This is a genomic window from Pseudomonas sp. GW821-FHT12A04 (assembly GCF_058807755.1).
Window position 1 is genome coordinate 104,266 of record NZ_JBXAQZ010000001.1, and the last position, 17,281, is coordinate 121,546.

13 protein-coding genes are annotated in these 17,281 nt (G+C 60.8%); 12 read left to right on the top strand and 1 reads right to left on the bottom strand.

Annotated features, from left to right (window positions below):
• Positions 1-255 precede the first annotated feature (255 nt).
• The 11 genes from urtA to ureC all read left to right on the top strand — a co-directional run bounded on the left by urtA (position 256) and on the right by ureC (position 10,564).
• Positions 256-1,521 (top strand): urea ABC transporter substrate-binding protein, encoded by a 1,266-nt coding sequence (gene urtA / locus AC1RS8_RS00440; RefSeq protein WP_489339669.1) that lies wholly within the window; start codon positions 256-258, stop codon positions 1,519-1,521.
• Positions 1,522-1,684: 163 nt separating this feature from the next.
• Positions 1,685-3,187 (top strand): urea ABC transporter permease subunit UrtB, encoded by a 1,503-nt coding sequence (gene urtB, locus AC1RS8_RS00445; RefSeq protein ID WP_340312279.1) that lies wholly within the window; start codon positions 1,685-1,687, stop codon positions 3,185-3,187.
• Complete coding sequence (gene urtC / locus AC1RS8_RS00450; RefSeq protein WP_057712188.1) at positions 3,187-4,266, top strand: urea ABC transporter permease subunit UrtC; 1,080 nt, start codon at positions 3,187-3,189, stop codon at positions 4,264-4,266. The genes urtB and urtC overlap by 1 nt, the downstream gene beginning before the upstream one ends.
• The gene (urtD, locus tag AC1RS8_RS00455) at positions 4,263-5,132 is read left to right on the top strand and encodes an urea ABC transporter ATP-binding protein UrtD (protein ID WP_489339668.1); all 870 of its coding nucleotides are present in this window, start codon (positions 4,263-4,265) and stop codon (positions 5,130-5,132) included. Before urtC ends, urtD begins: the two co-directional genes overlap by 4 nt.
• Positions 5,133-5,178: 46 nt before the next feature.
• The gene (gene urtE / locus AC1RS8_RS00460) at positions 5,179-5,877 is read left to right on the top strand and encodes an urea ABC transporter ATP-binding subunit UrtE (protein ID WP_489339667.1); all 699 of its coding nucleotides are present in this window, start codon (positions 5,179-5,181) and stop codon (positions 5,875-5,877) included.
• 161 nt (positions 5,878-6,038) lie between these two features.
• Entirely contained in the window at positions 6,039-6,878 is an 840-nt protein-coding gene (locus AC1RS8_RS00465; protein WP_090452878.1) for an urease accessory protein UreD, read from the top strand.
• A gap of 156 nt (positions 6,879-7,034) precedes the next feature.
• A complete protein-coding gene (locus AC1RS8_RS00470; protein ID WP_057712192.1) occupies positions 7,035-7,337 on the top strand; it encodes an urease subunit gamma in 303 nt (100 codons plus the stop codon).
• Between the two features lie 9 nt (positions 7,338-7,346).
• Positions 7,347-7,880, top strand: coding sequence for a GNAT family N-acetyltransferase (locus tag AC1RS8_RS00475; RefSeq protein WP_489339666.1), 534 nt, complete (start codon positions 7,347-7,349; stop codon positions 7,878-7,880).
• Between the two features lie 6 nt (positions 7,881-7,886).
• The gene (locus tag AC1RS8_RS00480; RefSeq protein WP_489339665.1) at positions 7,887-8,420 is read left to right on the top strand and encodes a GNAT family N-acetyltransferase; all 534 of its coding nucleotides are present in this window, start codon (positions 7,887-7,889) and stop codon (positions 8,418-8,420) included.
• The gene (locus AC1RS8_RS00485; RefSeq protein WP_489339664.1) at positions 8,420-8,725 is read left to right on the top strand and encodes an urease subunit beta; all 306 of its coding nucleotides are present in this window, start codon (positions 8,420-8,422) and stop codon (positions 8,723-8,725) included. Before AC1RS8_RS00480 ends, AC1RS8_RS00485 begins: the two co-directional genes overlap by 1 nt.
• A gap of 138 nt (positions 8,726-8,863) precedes the next feature.
• The gene (ureC, locus tag AC1RS8_RS00490; RefSeq protein WP_489339663.1) at positions 8,864-10,564 is read left to right on the top strand and encodes an urease subunit alpha; all 1,701 of its coding nucleotides are present in this window, start codon (positions 8,864-8,866) and stop codon (positions 10,562-10,564) included.
• Between the two features lie 66 nt (positions 10,565-10,630).
• Here the strand turns inward: ureC and AC1RS8_RS00495 are convergent, their stop codons facing one another.
• The gene (locus AC1RS8_RS00495; protein ID WP_489339662.1) at positions 10,631-15,889 is read right to left on the bottom strand and encodes an NEL-type E3 ubiquitin ligase domain-containing protein; all 5,259 of its coding nucleotides are present in this window, start codon (positions 15,887-15,889) and stop codon (positions 10,631-10,633) included.
• A 246-nt stretch (positions 15,890-16,135) separates the two neighbouring features.
• Between AC1RS8_RS00495 and AC1RS8_RS00500 the strand changes: the two genes are divergently transcribed.
• On the top strand, positions 16,136-17,263 hold the full coding sequence (locus AC1RS8_RS00500) for a sensor histidine kinase (protein WP_489339661.1): 1,128 nt from the start codon (positions 16,136-16,138) through the stop codon (positions 17,261-17,263).
• The last annotated feature ends 18 nt before the right edge of the window (positions 17,264-17,281 follow it).

Genomic DNA, 17,281 nt, shown 5'->3' on the forward strand with positions numbered 1-17,281 from the left:
TGACCCACCGCTATCGCGAGCAAGCTCGCTCCCACAGTTGATTGGGGTTGCCCACAAGATCTGCGCTCCAATCTGGCGCACCTCTTCGCACCAACACGCCTGTCGCGATCCTTCATGGTGCGCCATCAAACCGCACGACCGCTCTAAACCGACATTTCCCTGCCTTTGCCGACCGGGCACAGCCCTTGCAAAACACACCTTCAGTAGTCCGCATCTGCCAACCAAGAAAACTCATAAGTTCATGGAGATCGCACAATGAAGCGTCGCAGTTTGATCAAGGCTTTCACACTCTCGGCATCCATTGCCGCGATGGGCATGACCTGGACTGTCCAGGCCGCCGAGACCATCAAGGTCGGTATTCTGCATTCGTTGTCCGGAACCATGGCGATCTCCGAAACGTCGTTGAAAGACATGGCGCTGATGACCATCGACGAGATCAACGCCAAGGGCGGCGTGAACGGCAAGATGCTCGAGCCGGTAGTGGTCGACCCCGCCTCGAACTGGCCGCTGTTCGCCGAGAAGGGTCGTCAATTGCTGACCCAGGACAAGGTCGCCGTGGTGTTTGGTTGCTGGACTTCCGTATCGCGTAAATCGGTACTGCCGGTGTTCGAAGAACTCAACGGCTTGCTGTTCTACCCGGTGCAATACGAAGGCGAAGAGATGTCGCCGAACGTCTTCTACACCGGCGCTGCGCCGAACCAGCAGGCGATCCCTGCCGTTGAATACCTGATGAGCGAAGAAGGCGGCAGCGCCAAGCGCTACTTCCTGCTCGGCACCGACTACGTCTATCCGCGCACCACCAACAAGATCCTGCGTTCGTTCCTGCACTCCAAAGGCGTGGCCGACAAGGACATCGAAGAGGTCTACACCCCGTTCGGTCACAGCGACTACCAGACCATCGTCGCCAACATCAAGAAGTTCTCGGCAGGCGGCAAGACGGCGGTCATCTCCACCGTCAACGGCGACTCCAACGTGCCGTTCTATAAAGAACTGGCCAACCAGGGCCTGAAGGCTACCGACGTGCCGGTCGTGGCGTTCTCGGTGGGCGAAGAAGAACTACGTGGCATCGACACCAAGCCATTGGTGGGCAACCTCGCGGCGTGGAACTACTTCGAGTCGGTTGAGAACCCGGCGAACAAGAAATTCGTCGCCGACTGGAAAGCCTACGCGAAGAAACACAACCTGCCGGGCGCCGACAAAGCGGTGACCAACGATCCGATGGAAGCCACCTACGTCGGCATCCACATGTGGGCGCAAGCGGCTGAAAAAGCCAAGTCCACCGACGTCGACAAAGTTCGCGAAGCCCTGGGCGGCCAGACCTTTGCCGCGCCGTCCGGATACACCCTGACCATGGACAAGACCAACCACCACCTGCACAAGCCGGTGATGATCGGCGAGATCCAGGCCGACGGTCAGTTCAATGTGGTGTGGCAGACCGAAGGCCCGATCCGCGCCCAGCCGTGGAGCCCGTTCATTCCGGGTAACGACAAGAAACCGGACTACGCGATTAAGAGCAACTAAGCCACTGGATGTCGGCGCCAGGCTCAGTGCCTGAGGCCGACACAACTCCCTGTGGGAGCGAGCTTGCTCGCGATGAGGTCGGCACATTCGACATCTCTTTGACTGGGCCACCGCTATCGCGAGCAAGCCCGCTCCCACAATGTCCGCGTCAAGGCGACTGTCTATGCCCACTGCCCTTTACCGCATCATTTTCGCCATCGCACTCTTGCTGCCGATGGCCACTTTCGCCGGCGACGCCGAAGACTTCGTCGCCGCCAATCCCGTGCAGCAAGCCAGGCTGCTGGAAGCCTGGGCCGCGCAGCCCGATCCGGCCCGCATCGAATTGATCAACGCCCTGCAACAAGGCGAATTGACCGTCGACGGCCAGCCGAAAACCTTGCGCCTGAACAATCGCTTGCGGGGCTTGATCGACACCGCCCTGGCCAGCCACCAACTGCTCGCCGCCGACGCCAAACTGCGTCTGGCCGCTGCGCAGCAACTACAGAAAAGTGCCAAACCGGCGCAGTTGAAATTCCTCGACCAACAGCTGGCGGGCGAAAAGGACGAAGGCGTCCACAGTGCCCTGAGTCTCGCCCTGGCCAACCTGCAATTGGTCGACAGCGACCCGGCCGTGCGCCTCGCAGCCGTCCGCCTGCTCGGTGAAACCGGTGACCCGCTGGCCCGCACCCGTCTCGAAGGCTTGCTCGAGCCTGGCGTTGAAGCCGATGCCACCGTACGCACTGCGGCCGAAACCAGCCTCGCTCAAGTCAAACGCAAACTGCTGGTCGGCGAGATGCTCGGCCAGGCATTCAGCGGTATGTCCCTGGGCTCGATTCTGCTGCTCGCGGCCCTGGGACTTGCGATCACCTTCGGCCTGCTCGGTGTGATCAACATGGCCCACGGCGAGATGCTGATGCTCGGCGCCTACTCGACCTACGTGGTGCAACTGATGTTCCAGCGCTTCGCCCCGCAGGCCATCGAGTTCTATCCGCTGATCGCGCTACCGGTGGCGTTTTTCGTCACCGCGGCCATCGGCATGGCGCTGGAGCGCACGGTGATTCGCCACCTCTATGGCCGCCCACTGGAAACCCTGCTCGCCACCTGGGGCATCAGCCTCATGCTGATTCAACTGGTTCGTCTGGTGTTCGGCGCGCAGAACGTCGAAGTGGCCAACCCCGCGTGGCTGTCGGGCGGCATTCAAGTGCTGCCGAACCTGGTGCTGCCGTACAACCGCATCGTCATCATTGCCTTTGCGCTGTTTGTGGTGGTGCTGACCTGGCTGCTGCTGAACAAGACTCGCCTGGGCCTGAATGTTCGCGCCGTCACCCAGAACCGCAACATGGCCGCCTGCTGCGGCGTGCCCACCGGACGCGTAGACATGCTCGCCTTCGGTCTCGGTTCGGGCATCGCCGGTCTTGGCGGCGTGGCCCTGAGCCAGATCGGCAACGTCGGCCCGGACCTCGGCCAGAGCTACATCATCGACTCGTTCCTGGTGGTGGTGCTCGGCGGTGTCGGTCAGTTGGCCGGTAGCGTGCTGGCGGCGTTTGGCCTGGGGATCGCCAACAAGATTCTCGAACCGCAGATCGGCGCCGTACTCGGCAAGATCCTCATCCTCGCGCTGATCATTCTGTTCATCCAGAAACGTCCGCAAGGCCTCTTCGCACTCAAAGGACGGGTGATCGACTGATGAACCAGCCCCTGCTCGTTACCGCGACCCAAAAAGCCGGCCCTAAAGCCTCGATTGCCGTCGGTGCAGTGATTCTCGCTCTACTGTTGGCGCTGCCGCTCCTGTCGTTGTTACCGGTAGACAGCACGCTGCATGTTTCAGCTTATACGCTGACCCTGGTGGGCAAGATTCTTTGCTACGCCATCGTCGCACTGGCGCTGGATCTGGTGTGGGGTTACGCCGGCCTGCTGTCCTTGGGGCACGGCCTGTTCTTCGCCCTCGGCGGCTATGCCATGGGCATGTACCTGATGCGCCAGGCCTCGGGCGATGGCTTGCCGGCCTTCATGACGTTCCTGTCGTGGACCGAAATGCCGTGGTTCTGGACCGGTACCAGCAGCTTCCTCTGGACCCTGTGCCTGGTGGTTTTGGCGCCGGGGTTGCTGGCCTTGGTGTTCGGCTTCTTCGCCTTCCGCTCGCGGATCAAGGGCGTGTATTTCTCGATCATGACCCAGGCCCTGACCTTCGCCGGGATGCTGCTGTTTTTCCGCAACGAAACCGGCTTCGGCGGCAACAACGGCTTCACCAACTTCCGCACGATTCTCGGCTTCGGCATCACCGAGCCGGGCACCCGCGCGGTGCTGTTTTTCGCCACGGTGCTGTTGCTGGTGGCGAGCCTGTTTATCGGCTGGCGCCTGGCGCAAAGCAAATTCGGACGGGTACTGACTGCGCTGCGCGATGCAGAAAACCGCCTGATGTTCTGCGGCTACGACCCGCGCGGGTTCAAGTTGTTTGTCTGGGTATTGAGCGCGGTGTTGTGTGGCCTGGCCGGTGCGCTGTACGTGCCGCAAGTGGGGATCATCAACCCGAGTGAGATGTCGCCGACCAATTCTATCGAAGCAGCGGTGTGGGTGGCCCTTGGCGGTCGCGGCACCTTGATTGGTCCGTTGCTCGGTGCCGGTGTGGTCAACGGCATGAAGAGCTGGTTCACCGTCGCGTTCCCCGAATACTGGCTGTTCTTCCTTGGTGCGCTGTTCATCGTCGTGACCCTGTACCTGCCCAAGGGCGTGATCGGTCTGTTGAAGAAAAGAGGTGAGCAATGAGAGTCACTGCAACCGCTGAATTCATGCTCGAACCGGCGTTTTTTCCTGTGGAGCCCAACAAGGACGCCGGCAGCAGCCGCGATGCCATCGGCCTCGGCCAACGTGCCGGCAAAGGCCTGAACACGCGCCACGGCACCATCCTGACCCTGGAAGACATCAGCGTCAGCTTCGATGGCTTCCGCGCATTGAACAATCTGAACCTGTACATCGGCGTCGGCGAACTGCGCTGCATCATCGGCCCCAACGGCGCGGGCAAGACCACCCTGATGGACGTGATCACCGGCAAGACGCGCCCCAGTCACGGCAAGGCCTGGTTCGGCGAAACCCTGGACCTGACGCAAATGAGCGAAGTACAGATCGCCCAGGCCGGTATCGGCCGCAAGTTCCAGAAGCCCACGGTGTTCGAAGCCTTGAGCGTGTTTGAAAACCTTGAGCTGGCGCAGAAAACCGACAAATCCGTTTGGGCCAGCCTGCGGGCGCGCTTGATCGGCGAGCAGAAAGACCGCATCGCCCAAGTGCTGGACACCATTCGCCTGACCTCGTCGGTCAATCGCCCGGCTGGCCTGTTGTCCCACGGCCAGAAACAATTCCTGGAGATCGGCATGCTGCTGATGCAGGACCCGCAATTGCTGCTGCTCGACGAACCGGTCGCGGGCATGACCGACGCCGAAACCGAATTCACCGCCGAGCTGTTCAAGAGCCTGGCCGGCAAACATTCGCTGATGGTGGTGGAACACGACATGGGCTTCGTCGGCTCGATTGCCGACCACGTCACGGTGTTGCATCAGGGCAGCGTGCTGGCCGAAGGGTCGCTGGAGCAGGTGCAGGACAACGAGCGGGTGATCGAGGTGTATCTCGGTCGCTAAACCTGCAAACACCTATCCAACTGTGGGATCTGAGGAGAATCTGGAAATGCTGCAAGTCGAAAAGCTGCACCAGTACTACGGCGGAAGCCACATCCTGCGCGGCCTGACGTTTGACGTGAAGGTCGGCGAAGTCACCTGCCTGCTCGGCCGAAATGGCGTGGGCAAGACCACCCTGCTCAAATGCCTGATGGGTCTGCTGCCAGCGAAGGAAGGCTCCGTGAACTGGGAAGGCAAGCCGATCACCACGTTCAAGCCACACCAGCGTGTGCATGCCGGCATCGCCTACGTGCCACAGGGCCGGGAGATCTTCGGTCGCCTCACCGTGGAAGAGAACCTGCTGATGGGCCAGTCGCGGTTTCCCGGCAGCGAGGCGAAAGAAGTCCCGGCGTTCATATATGAGCTGTTCCCGGTACTGCTGCAAATGAAACAACGCCGAGGGGGTGACCTGTCCGGAGGCCAGCAACAACAACTGGCCATCGGCCGTGCACTGGCCAGCCGCCCTCGCCTGCTGATCCTCGATGAGCCCACCGAAGGCATCCAACCCTCGGTGATCAAGGAGATCGGTGCCGTGATCAAAAAACTCGCGGCCCGGGGCGACATGGCTATTCTACTGGTCGAGCAGTTCTACGATTTCGCCGCCGAACTGGCCGATCAATACCTGGTGATGTCCCGGGGCGAAATCGTGCAACAGGGTCGCGGCGAGAATATGGAAGCTGAAGGGGTGCGCGGGCTGGTCACGATCTGAGCTTCTGTCCACAGCGGGCTCGAAGCACTATTTTGTCGCACCATCTTCCACGCCGCGCCCCCAACTGGTGCGCGGCGACGTTCAACGGCGCTCTCCTTCCAGTGATGCCCTGCGGCACAGCCTTTGCAACCCTCCTGAGGACCTCTCGATAAGCACTGACCATGACTCTTCCTGCATCCGGCGTTTTGTTTACCCCCAGTTGGCATGCCGAACTGGAACTGGGCTACGCCCGATTCGACAACACCACTCGCCCGGTCCAGCGCCGTCACAAAGGTCCGTTGCGGGTGCAAAAGCACCTGTATGCAGAGGGGCCAGAGGTCTGCCAGCACATCATCGTCCACCCTCCCGGCGGAATAGCCGGCGGTGATCGGCTGGACATTTCGGCCAGCGTCGAGCGTGATGCCTGGGCACAAATCACCAGCCCCGGCGCGGCCAAGTGGTATCGCGCCGCCGGCCCCGCCTATCAGCAGCTGAAGTTGAAGGTAGCGGCCGGTGCGACACTGGAATGGTTGCCCCAGGAGACGATCATTTTCAGTGCGGCGCAGGCTGAACTCAGCACCGGGATTGACCTTGAAGGCGATGCCCGTTTGTTCTATTGGGACGTCGTGGCCCTGGGCCGTCCGGCCAGTGGCGAACGCTTCGACCTCGGGCATTTTCAGGCGCAACTGGATATCCGCCGCGACGGCCAGTTGCTCTGGCACGAACGCCAGCGCATTGTCGGGGCGGACGGTTTGCTCGATTCGCCGATTGGGCTGGATGGGCAACCGGTGTTTGCGACATTGCTGGTGACGGGTGAAATTGATAGCGAACTGCTGGAGCGCTGTCGCTCGCTGAGCCATGACGTGCGCGGGGATCTGACGCAGTTGCCGGGGTTGTTGGTTGCCCGATGCCTGGCCAGTGAGGCGCTGTTGGCGCGAGGGTGGTTGATTGAACTCTGGAAGTTGTTGCGTCCAGTCTTGCTTGGCCGTGAAGCCTTGCCACCCAGAATATGGAACACCTGAATTGCTTTTCTGTAGGAGCGAGCCTGCTCGCGATAGCGGTGTATCAGGCGCCATTTATGTTGAATGTGCCGACGCCATCGCGAGCAGGCTCGCTCCTACAGGGGTTCTGTGCAAGCAGATCCCACTCTTTTTAATCTGCCCGAATGGATGTCTACGATGGACCTGACCCCACGCGAAAAAGACAAGTTGCTGATCTTCACCGCCGGCCTGGTGGCCGAGCGGCGTTTGGCTCGCGGCGTGAAACTCAATTACCCGGAGGCCATGGCCTACATTTCCGCCGCGCTGCTTGAAGGCGCCCGCGATGGCCAGACCGTGGCCGACCTGATGCACCTGGGCACCACCCTGCTGAGCCGCGAACAAGTGATGGAAGGCATCCCGGAAATGATCCCGGAAATCCAGGTCGAGGCCACGTTCCCCGACGGCACCAAACTGGTCACCGTCCACCAACCCATCGCCTGAGGCCGCGCCATGATCTACCACATCCGCGATGCCGTGCATGCCGACCTGCCAGCCATCCGTGACATTTACAACGACGCGGTACTCAACACCACGGCGATCTGGAACGAGCAGGCGGTCGACCTCGGCAACCGCCAGGCCTGGTTCAGCGCCCGGCAATCCCAGGCTTATCCGATTCTGGTGATTGTCGATGCCGACGACACAGTGCTCGGGTACGCCTCGTTCGGCGACTGGCGCCCGTTCGACGGCTTCCGCCACACCGTCGAGCATTCGGTCTACGTGCGCAGCGACCAGCGCGGCAACGGCCTCGGTCCGCAACTGATGGAAGCACTGATCGAGCGCGCCAAAGGCTGCGGCAAGCACGTGATGGTCGCCGCCATCGAAAGCGGTAACGCTGCCTCCATTCGCTTGCATGAACGCATCGGCTTTATCACCACCGGGCAAATGCCTCAGGTCGGCACCAAGTTCGGCCGTTGGCTGGACCTGACTTTCATGCAACTGACCCTCAATCCTGGCGCACAGCCACCTGCCGCCAACAAGGAGTGATTGCCCATGAACCCCGCCCAACTGCGACGCGTCAATGTAGAAAGTTTCGCGCACTACCGTCAGGGCCTGATTGATCTGCTACTCGACGCCGTCGGCTATGGCGCCAGCGTCGGCTTCATGGCCGATCTCGATGCGACGCAGGCACACGCCTATTTCGATGAGGTTCAGGACAATCTGATCAAGGGCAATCTGTTGCTGTGGGTAGTGGTCAAGGACGAACAGGTGCAAGCCAGCGTGCAATTGGGGTTGTGCCGCAAAGCCAACGGTTTGAACCGCGCCGAAGTGCAGAAACTGCTGGTGCGCGAGCATGCCCGGCGGCGTGGTCTAGGCCAACAGTTGATGAGTGCGCTGGAACAGGCCGCCCTGCAACACAAGCGCGGCATGCTCTTCCTCGATACTGAAGCAGGCTCGCCCGCCGAAGATTTCTACAAAGCCCTGGGTTACACCCGCGCCGGGGAAATTCCCGATTACGCCTGCGACCCGAGCGGCCGCTACAAGCCCACTGCCTTCTTCTACAAGATTCTCCAAGGAGCCCATTGATGATTCCCGGTGAATACCAGATCCAGCCCGGCGACATCGAACTTAACGTCGGCCGCCGCACGATCAGCCTGACGGTGGCCAACAGCGGTGACCGGCCGATCCAGGTCGGTTCGCATTACCACTTTTTCGAAACCAATGACGCCCTGAACTTCGACCGCGCCGCCAGCCGCGGCATGCGCCTGAACATCCCCGCCGGCACCGCCGTGCGTTTCGAGCCGGGGCAGAGTCGCCAGGTCGAACTTGTCGAACTGGCGGGGCATCGTCGGGTGTTCGGGTTTGCCGGGCGGATCATGGGCGATCTCTGATTAATGCGTTGTCAGTACCGCCCCCATCGCGAGCAAGCTCGCTCCCACAGGGGAACGCGATCAACTGTGGGAGCGAGCTTGCTCGCGATGTGAGCGCAGCGAACGGTTTCAAATTCAATTGAATCTCAAGGCGAACACATGAAGATTTCCCGTCAAGCCTACGCCGACATGTTCGGTCCCACCGTCGGCGACAAGGTGCGCCTGGCCGACACCGAGTTGTGGATCGAAGTGGAACAGGACTTCACCACCTACGGCGAAGAAGTGAAATTTGGCGGCGGCAAAGTCATCCGCGACGGCCAGGGCCAAAGCCAGCTGCTCGCCGCCGAAGTGGTCGACACGGTGATTACCAACGCACTGATCATCGATCACTGGGGCATCGTCAAAGCTGACGTCGGCCTCAAGGACGGACGGGTCGCCGGCATCGGCAAGGCGGGCAATCCGGACGTGCAACCGAACGTGACCATCGCCATCGGCGCCAGCACCGAAGTCATCGCTGGCGAAGGCATGATCCTCACCGCCGGCGGCATCGACACCCATATCCACTTCATTTGCCCGCAGCAGATCGAAGAGGCATTGATGAGCGGCGTCACCACCATGATCGGTGGCGGCACCGGACCGGCCACCGGCACCAATGCGACCACATGCACCTCCGGACCGTGGCACCTGGCGCGCATGCTCCAGGCCGCCGATGCCTTCCCAATGAACATCGGCCTCACCGGCAAAGGTAACGCCAGCCTGCCCGAGCCGTTAATCGAACAGGTCAAGGCCGGCGCCATCGGCCTCAAGTTGCATGAGGACTGGGGCACCACGCCGGCGAGTATCGACAACTGCCTGAGCGTGGCCGACCGGTTCGACGTGCAGGTGGCGATCCACACCGACACCCTCAACGAGTCCGGTTTCGTCGAAGCCACCCTCGCCGCCTTCAAGGGCCGCACCATTCACACCTATCACACCGAAGGTGCCGGTGGCGGTCACGCGCCGGACATCATCAAGGCCTGCGGTCTTGCCAACGTGCTACCAAGCTCCACCAACCCGACCCGGCCGTTCACCCGCAATACCATTGATGAACACCTGGACATGCTGATGGTCTGCCACCACCTCGACCCAAGCATTGCCGAAGACGTGGCCTTCGCCGAAAGCCGAATCCGCCGCGAGACGATTGCCGCCGAAGACATCCTCCACGACCTCGGTGCGTTCTCGATGATCAGCTCAGACAGCCAGGCCATGGGGCGGGTCGGCGAAGTCATCACCCGCACCTGGCAGACTGCCGACAAGATGAAAAGACAACGCGGGCCGCTACCCGGCGATGGTGCAGGCAACGACAACTTCCGCGCCAAACGCTACATCGCCAAGTACACCATCAACCCGGCGATCACCCACGGCATCAGCCATGAAGTGGGCTCGGTCGAAGTGGGTAAATGGGCCGACCTGGTGCTCTGGCGCCCGGCGTTTTTTGGCGTGAAACCGACGCTGATTCTCAAGGGTGGTGCCATCGCGGCCAGCCTGATGGGCGACGCCAATGCCTCGATCCCGACGCCACAACCGGTGCACTACCGCCCGATGTTCGCCAGCTACGGAGGTTCGCTGCACGCCACCAGCCTGACCTTCATCAGCCAGGCGGCGCAGGATGCAGGCTTGCCCGAAGCCCTGGGTTTGAAAAAGAAAATCGCAGTGGTCAAAGGTTGCCGCGACGTGCAGAAAACCGACCTGATCCACAACGACTACCTGCCGAACATCGACGTCGATCCGCAGACCTATCAGGTCAAGGCCGACGGTGTGTTGCTGTGGTGTGAGCCAGCGCAAACCTTGCCGATGGCCCAGCGTTACTTCCTGTTCTGAGCCGTTTGTTGCACCCCACACAAAGGCCTCGCACCCAGGGTGTCGAGGCCTTTGTTTTTTCCGTGATTATTGATCGGCCCCAATCCGCAGTCGGTCCAGCCTGGCCCGCGTCATCGCTTCTCGGGTCAGGTTTTTCAGCTGCTGCGTGATCTGTCGGTCGATGTCATTCAAGGCTTGACCATACGCCTCTTCAGTCATCAGCCGGCCATCCGCAAAGTCAGTTTCAGGTTTGTCCAATTCGCTGCACAGCCCCTTGATTTCCAACTCCACTGCAGCCTTTTCCTCGGTGGTGAGCCGCGTACCTTCAGCCCTGCGCTGCAACGCGTCCTGCAAATCGGTGGTGGCGTCGATCCGGCGTTTCAAGCCATTCAATTCCTCGCGGTAAGTAGACTCCAGCCAGGACTTCCAGAGCGGTTGCTCAAAGACCCGGTCGATCAGCAGATCACCCTCCTCCAGCGCCTTGATCCGCTGGAGCGCTGCCTCGATCATCTCTTTGCTGACCTCGGCGATGCTGCGAAACTGCATGCCCCGTGCCTGCCACGGCAAATCCAGGCGCTGCGCCAGATCGGTCATGTAGGCCAGGTGTACTTCCACTTCATCGATAGTGCCGGTCACTTCGCCATCGGCACCGGTCCGACGGAACTGTTCTCCCTTCGCCAATCGCTCAGACACCCGGTGACGGGCGATGGCGCCGAGTTCATCGAGCCGGGATTTACCCAGGGCCAGCTCAAGCAATTGCGTCTCGATCAGATCCGCGCGCACGAGGGCGTAGGCCTCGTGAACCATCACCTGCACGCCCATGGCATTGAACAGTTGCGTCCCGCCATCCACGCATTCGGTGGGGGTTGCGGCTTCGTTGAACAACTTGATGCGCAGTTCAGTGTCGCTGGCCATGGCCTCAAGCATGCGCCAGACCTTGGCCGTCAGTTCCGACTGATAGGTATCGCCGGCCTTGAAGTCGGCGGATTGGGTGAGTTTGCGGACTTCGTTGAAAAACGGCACCGAATCGAATTCATCCTCGACGGCGTTCCAGACTTCCTGTTTTTCCTGCCATTGCCGCTCGGTCATGCCCGCCGCCCATTCCGAGCTGTCGAGCAGGCCACGGGGTGGGTAAGGGCGGTCCGGGTCCATGCCGACCGACTCGATGTAAAACTTGAGGGTGTCGAGGTTTTCCGGCGAGATCCAGTGCGGCCCCCGACTGATCACCGTGCGCGCCAGCAACTCGGCGCGAAACGATCCGGGTGCGACTTCCGGTATCCGGCTGATCGGATTGCGGCTCAGATCAATGAAAATACTGCGAGGCCGCGATTGGGAAAACAGTCCGACAGGCCAACTGTCCAGACCGGCGTCACTCAGCATCAGCACCTGCAAATGCGGCATCCGGCTGACATCAGGAATGAGCTTCAGCGGGTTGCCGCGCAGCCCCAACGACCTCAAGCGTGTCAGATTCTTCAGGCGATCCACCGCCAGCACATCCATCTCAATGCGGTTGTCGTTGAGGAACAGGTCGGTGAGATGACGCATGTCCTTCAGCCCTTGCGGAATGGCCGTCAGCAGATTGTCTTGCAGATTGAGGTAGCGCACCTGATGGAACGAGTCGAGGAACGACATGTTCCCGGAACGCAACTGCCCACCGCGCAGGCTCAGGCTGGTGACATGATCGAAGTTGGCCTCGAGCCTCGGCAGGGTTTCAAGCAGCTGGCTCAACTTGGGAATGTTGTCCAGTTTCAACGCTTGGGGCCGCACGATGCCGGAAGCCTCGATGCCCTCCGGCCCGGTGCGCTGCCAGCATTGCCTGAGCGCTTTGTAGATGTTGTTTCGCGCATGCCACTGCGCCACGCCCGCCGGGCTAAAACGAAAGGACTCGGTCGGCGAGTTCATCCAGCGTTGCATGGCACGGTTCAACTGATTGAGCTCGGCCTCCAGCGCGGCCAGGCCTTCATGGACCGAACCACCGTTTTGGCTGAACCCGGTCAACAGCGTTTCGATTTCCTCCGGGGTGAAGGCCGGATACAGCGAGCGAGCCCGCCGGCGCAACCCCATGCCGCGCGGGACCTGTTGCGCATAACCCGGCATGCCGCCGCGCAAGCGCATGACGGTCGGGTCGTAGGACGGTTTGAGCACCGGGTTGTCGCGCAGGATCGGCTCGAGCACAGCTCGATCCAGTGGCTTTGTCTTTACTGCCTGCTCAAGGCCTGCCGCGTCATGAATTTCAAAACCCAGGGCGACACGCTGGGAGTCGGGCAATGCGTGCAGCACGGCGGCATACAGATTGTCCAACCCGTGCAGGTGTTGATCGCCCGCGTCCCGTGCTTCATATCGGAGATCCGAACTCTGGATCAACACTCTGCGGATGGGCGCGTCCTGCGGGCCGAGGCTGTCGTACAGCGTCCCTGAAAAAGAATATTCACGGATTTCCAGACGCAGGTCCGAGGGCCAGCCCGGCAGGGCTGCCAGTGAGTGCAACTCCAGGCGCTCGGTGTCGGTGTTGTGCAGTTCGCCGAGGTACAGGCCTTCATACGCTCGCGCCACTCGCAGCTGGTGCGCCGCTTCCCAGGCCTGTTGGGACAACCTCAAGGGCACGCGCTGTTTCTCGGCCCAATGTTGCAGGTCCGAGGGGTGTGCGTGTTCCACAAGCGCTTGCGCCACACTGGTCGAAAGCGACGACTCGTGCCCCTTGAGCAAGCTCACACGGGGATCGTCTGCACGCTCCCGACGCTCGTACAACTTGTCGAACAAACGCCTTTTGCTGCCCCGCGCCTGCTCGGCCAGGCGATCGCGCAAGGCCTTGGTGCGCGCCGTTTTGTCTCCGGAAAACCACTTCCCCAGCATCTCGCGAAGGGCCTGTTCATCCAGGAACCCGACCACACGTGCAGGCAGCGCACCGGCGAGCAAATCCTGCCAGGTCATCTGCAAGGTATCGGCGGGCAACGCGCCGGCATAGCCCTCCTTGAACGCCGCCCCCGACAGGCCCGGCCCCTGGAACACTTCGATGGCCTTGCCCTCGGGCCAGCCCGGCAACTCAGTCATGAAGCGCACGGCAAGATCGGCCCACTCCTGGCCGACCCGGTCGGCCAGGATCTGCTCTGCGCAAGCCTCGGCGTCGGCGTACGCCTTGAAGCGCTTGAGGGTATCGGTCAGCAGCGCGGGCGGGGTTTCGTGCTCCACGTGGAGCCGGCGCAATGCATTTTCGTGAACGCCACTGACGGTCAGGATCTGCTCCAGTGTTTCATCGGTGAACCCATCCACCGAGGCGCCCAGACGCTGGAGCAATTGACGCCGATCCCATTCCAGCGGTTGATCGAGTTCAGTTTTCCACAGGCCGGTGCCGTTGTGTTCCAGCAAGGGCTGGTAGGCATCGGCTCGCGAGGGGTGTTGCAGGCGATGCTGGCCAGTGTTCGGGTCCTGTTTGACTTCGTAGCATTTGTCGTCGAGATGCAGCAGGTCCTGATCCTGGTGCCGGTACAAGCCTTTTTCACCGACGACGCCATCCCTGGGCAAGGTGACCGATTGTTGATATGACGTCAGGTCCGGATTCCACAAACGCTGCTTGCCGGCGACCTCCACAGGCTTGAGCCCTTCGACAAAGGGCGAGACCTTGATCGGCGTCAGCTGGCCGCCTGGCAACCCGTGACCGGCGCCCATGAGCGCCAACTGCGCAAAGTTGATCAGCACGCCATTGAAATAGGCAGAGGCCTCTTCCTTGTCGCCTTTGCTCCAGTCTTCGATGCCTTCGGCAACCTCGGCGAGCATCTGAGCAATCATGATGCCCAGCATCGCTTCGCCCAGACCGGGCACCAGCATCGCGGCGAAATTGAACAGGTTCCAGCCAATGTTCAGGTAACTGGTCAGGCGCTTGAAGCGGGCGCTGGCGTCCTCGTCGCCGGTCGGCACCGCGATGCGTCGGGCATCGACGATGGCCTTGTCGCGGCGTTCAACGAACAATGTCACCCACAGGTCGCCCGTGATCTGATTGGTAACGGGTTCTGCATCGGGATTCTCTACCGCCGTTTCACGCCACCATGGCCCCATGTCCAATGGCTCGCGTTGCTGCCAGGTAAACGTCTTCAGACGTTCGTTGACCCGGCTGAAAAACAGCCCCTTGTCCTTTTGCGCCACGAACCGGCTGAAAAACGCCTGGTATTGCGTGTCTCGCAGCTGACCGATCAGGGTTTTCATGAACGCGGCCAGCGAGGGGTATTCCTTGAGCGGATGTTGCGGATCATCCGGTACATAGGCGATCACGTGGCCGGACAAACGACTCTGATGGTAGATGTCGTCGCGGCGCAAAAGCTCATCGTTGAGCCCCTGCGGCCCATTGGCGAAAAACGCCTGCAGTAATTTGAACCGCTCGTACTCCGCACCAGGCAATATCGAGAGGCGCTGCGACCATTCGCTCCAGAATTTCACTGAGTCGGGGGTCAAGGCATCTATCGCCTGCTTGATCTGCGACGGATCGCTGACGGCACTGAACAGTACGATGCCCGTCAACCGAAAGCCCATCAGCGACAATCGGTGGCCATGCAGCGGCCGGTCGTACAGCGTGGTATCGGCCTGGCTTTCGCGCATCTGCCCGAGTTTGCCGTAGGCATGGTCGCTGATATCGCCTTTCAATCGGGCGACCAGTGAAGCTACCTGAAAAGCGGCTTTTTCACTGGCCACCGACTCGTCCTGCAAGGCGCGTCGCGCTTCAGCTGTGGTCGGCAGCAGGATGGATTTGATATGCCGCTGGTACTGTCCGCCAATGTCGAGGCTGCGGCACATCGATGTAAACCTGGGTAAGGAAATCGCGGTCTCAAGCGCAAGGCTGCCGCGCTCATCCTTGCGATAGATACCGGAGCTGCTGCGCCAGGCGTCTTCGGTAGTTTCTGCCTCCTCGAAATTGTGCAACGCCGCTTCCAGCAACGTGGACTGTCGAACGCGACTGGCCCCGGTATCAATGACAAAGGCAATTTTACTGGGTACTTCAAGTTGCACGCTGAGTGCGTCGAAGTTCTCCACAGTATTGAAGTTCGCCTGCATCGACGCACTGAGCAGCGGTTTGGCGAAGGCATTGATGTCGTGTTGCAAGTTGCCCAGGGTCTTGTCCAGAGTGCCTTGCAAGCGTCCCTGTTCTTCAATCAACTCCTTCAGGTATTGACGGTCGATTTCCCGTGCAGCGCTGTACCACTCGGGGATCTTGGGCCTTAGTGTTTCGAGGGTTTTCATTCTCGACATCGACGCCTTTTTTATCGCGTCGGGTATGGCGCCCAGTACACGCTCGTAATGAACGCCGTTGTTTGGGGCGGGCGTTTCCAGCGAGTTGCTTCCATGCAAATCAGACACTGTTTTTTCACCTTGATGGCTGGGTTGGAGCTAACAGACTTATCCACCCGCGCCTGAAACAAAAGTCCAAATTACTGTTGGGCCAAGGCTGAAAAAAGGCCCGCAAGGTTCGAAAATCAAGGAGCCATCGATAGATATGTACCACCAGAAATGCCTGCGGTTATGCCGCTGCATGAGCGGTCGTGTTTTTTCCGGCAAAGGGACTACTATTCGAATCGCTGTCCCCGATTTGCTCAGGTAACCGCCATGCGTCTTTCCGAATTCATCGTGTTACATGTTGATCGCATCGTCGATGAGTGGGAGCAGTTCGCCATAACCATCACCCCGGCCGCCGAAACCATGGACAGCGCTGCCTTGCGCGACCATGCCCGGTCGATCCTGCTGGCCTCGGCGCGGGACATGTGCAAGCCCCAGACACCTGCCGAACAGGCGGCCAAGTCGCGCGGCGAAGGACCGGAGAAAACCCCCAGCCTCGACGTGGCCGGTGCCAGCCACGGCGAACTGCGCCATACCGTGGGTTTTGATCTGGTGCAAATGACCAGTGAGTTCCGTCACTTGCGCGCCTGTGTCATCCGCCTGTGGGTCAACAGCCTGCAATCGTCTGACCTGACCTACTTCCAGGACATGATCCGCTTCAACGAAGCCATCGACGAAGCCTTGGCGGAGTCCACGGCCACTTATGCCGAGCAGGTCAATCGCTCTCGGGACATTTTTCTGGCGATCCTCGGCCACGACCTGCGCGCGCCCCTGCAGGCGGTGAGCATGTCCACCGAACTACTGCTGCGCAAAGCCGTGCTCGAAGGTGATGCGCTCAAGTGCGCGGTCAATATCCAGCGCAGTACCGGGCACCTGGCGGTGATGGTCGGGGACTTGCTTGAACTGGTGCGCAGCCGCCTGGGCAAGCGTCTGCCGATCGAGCCGGCGCCCATGGACCTGGCCGAAGCGGCGCGCGAAGCGATTGCCCGGGCCAGTGCCGGTCAACCGGAATGCGAACCGACCCTGGATGTACAGGGTGACACGCGTGGCACCTGGGACCAGCGCCGGCTCGATCAGATGCTGCAGAACCTGATCGGCAATGCCTTGCAGCATGGTTCAAGCAAACGCGAGGTGAAGTTGACTCTCAAGGGGGAGATCGACAGTGTCCGACTGACAGTGCACAACGACGGAGCCCCGATCCCCTCCGATGCGATCCCGACCATTTTCGACCCGCTGGTGCGCAGCGCCAGTGAAGGGCTCGGCGAACCTACTACCAGCCTTGGGTTGGGGTTGTTTATCGTCAAGGAAGTGGTCGACGCCCATGAGGGGACAATTGAAGTCAGCTCCCATGAGCTTGATGGCACGACGTTTACCGTGGAGTTGCCCAGAAAGGTCTGATGCTTTTGTGCTTGTTGG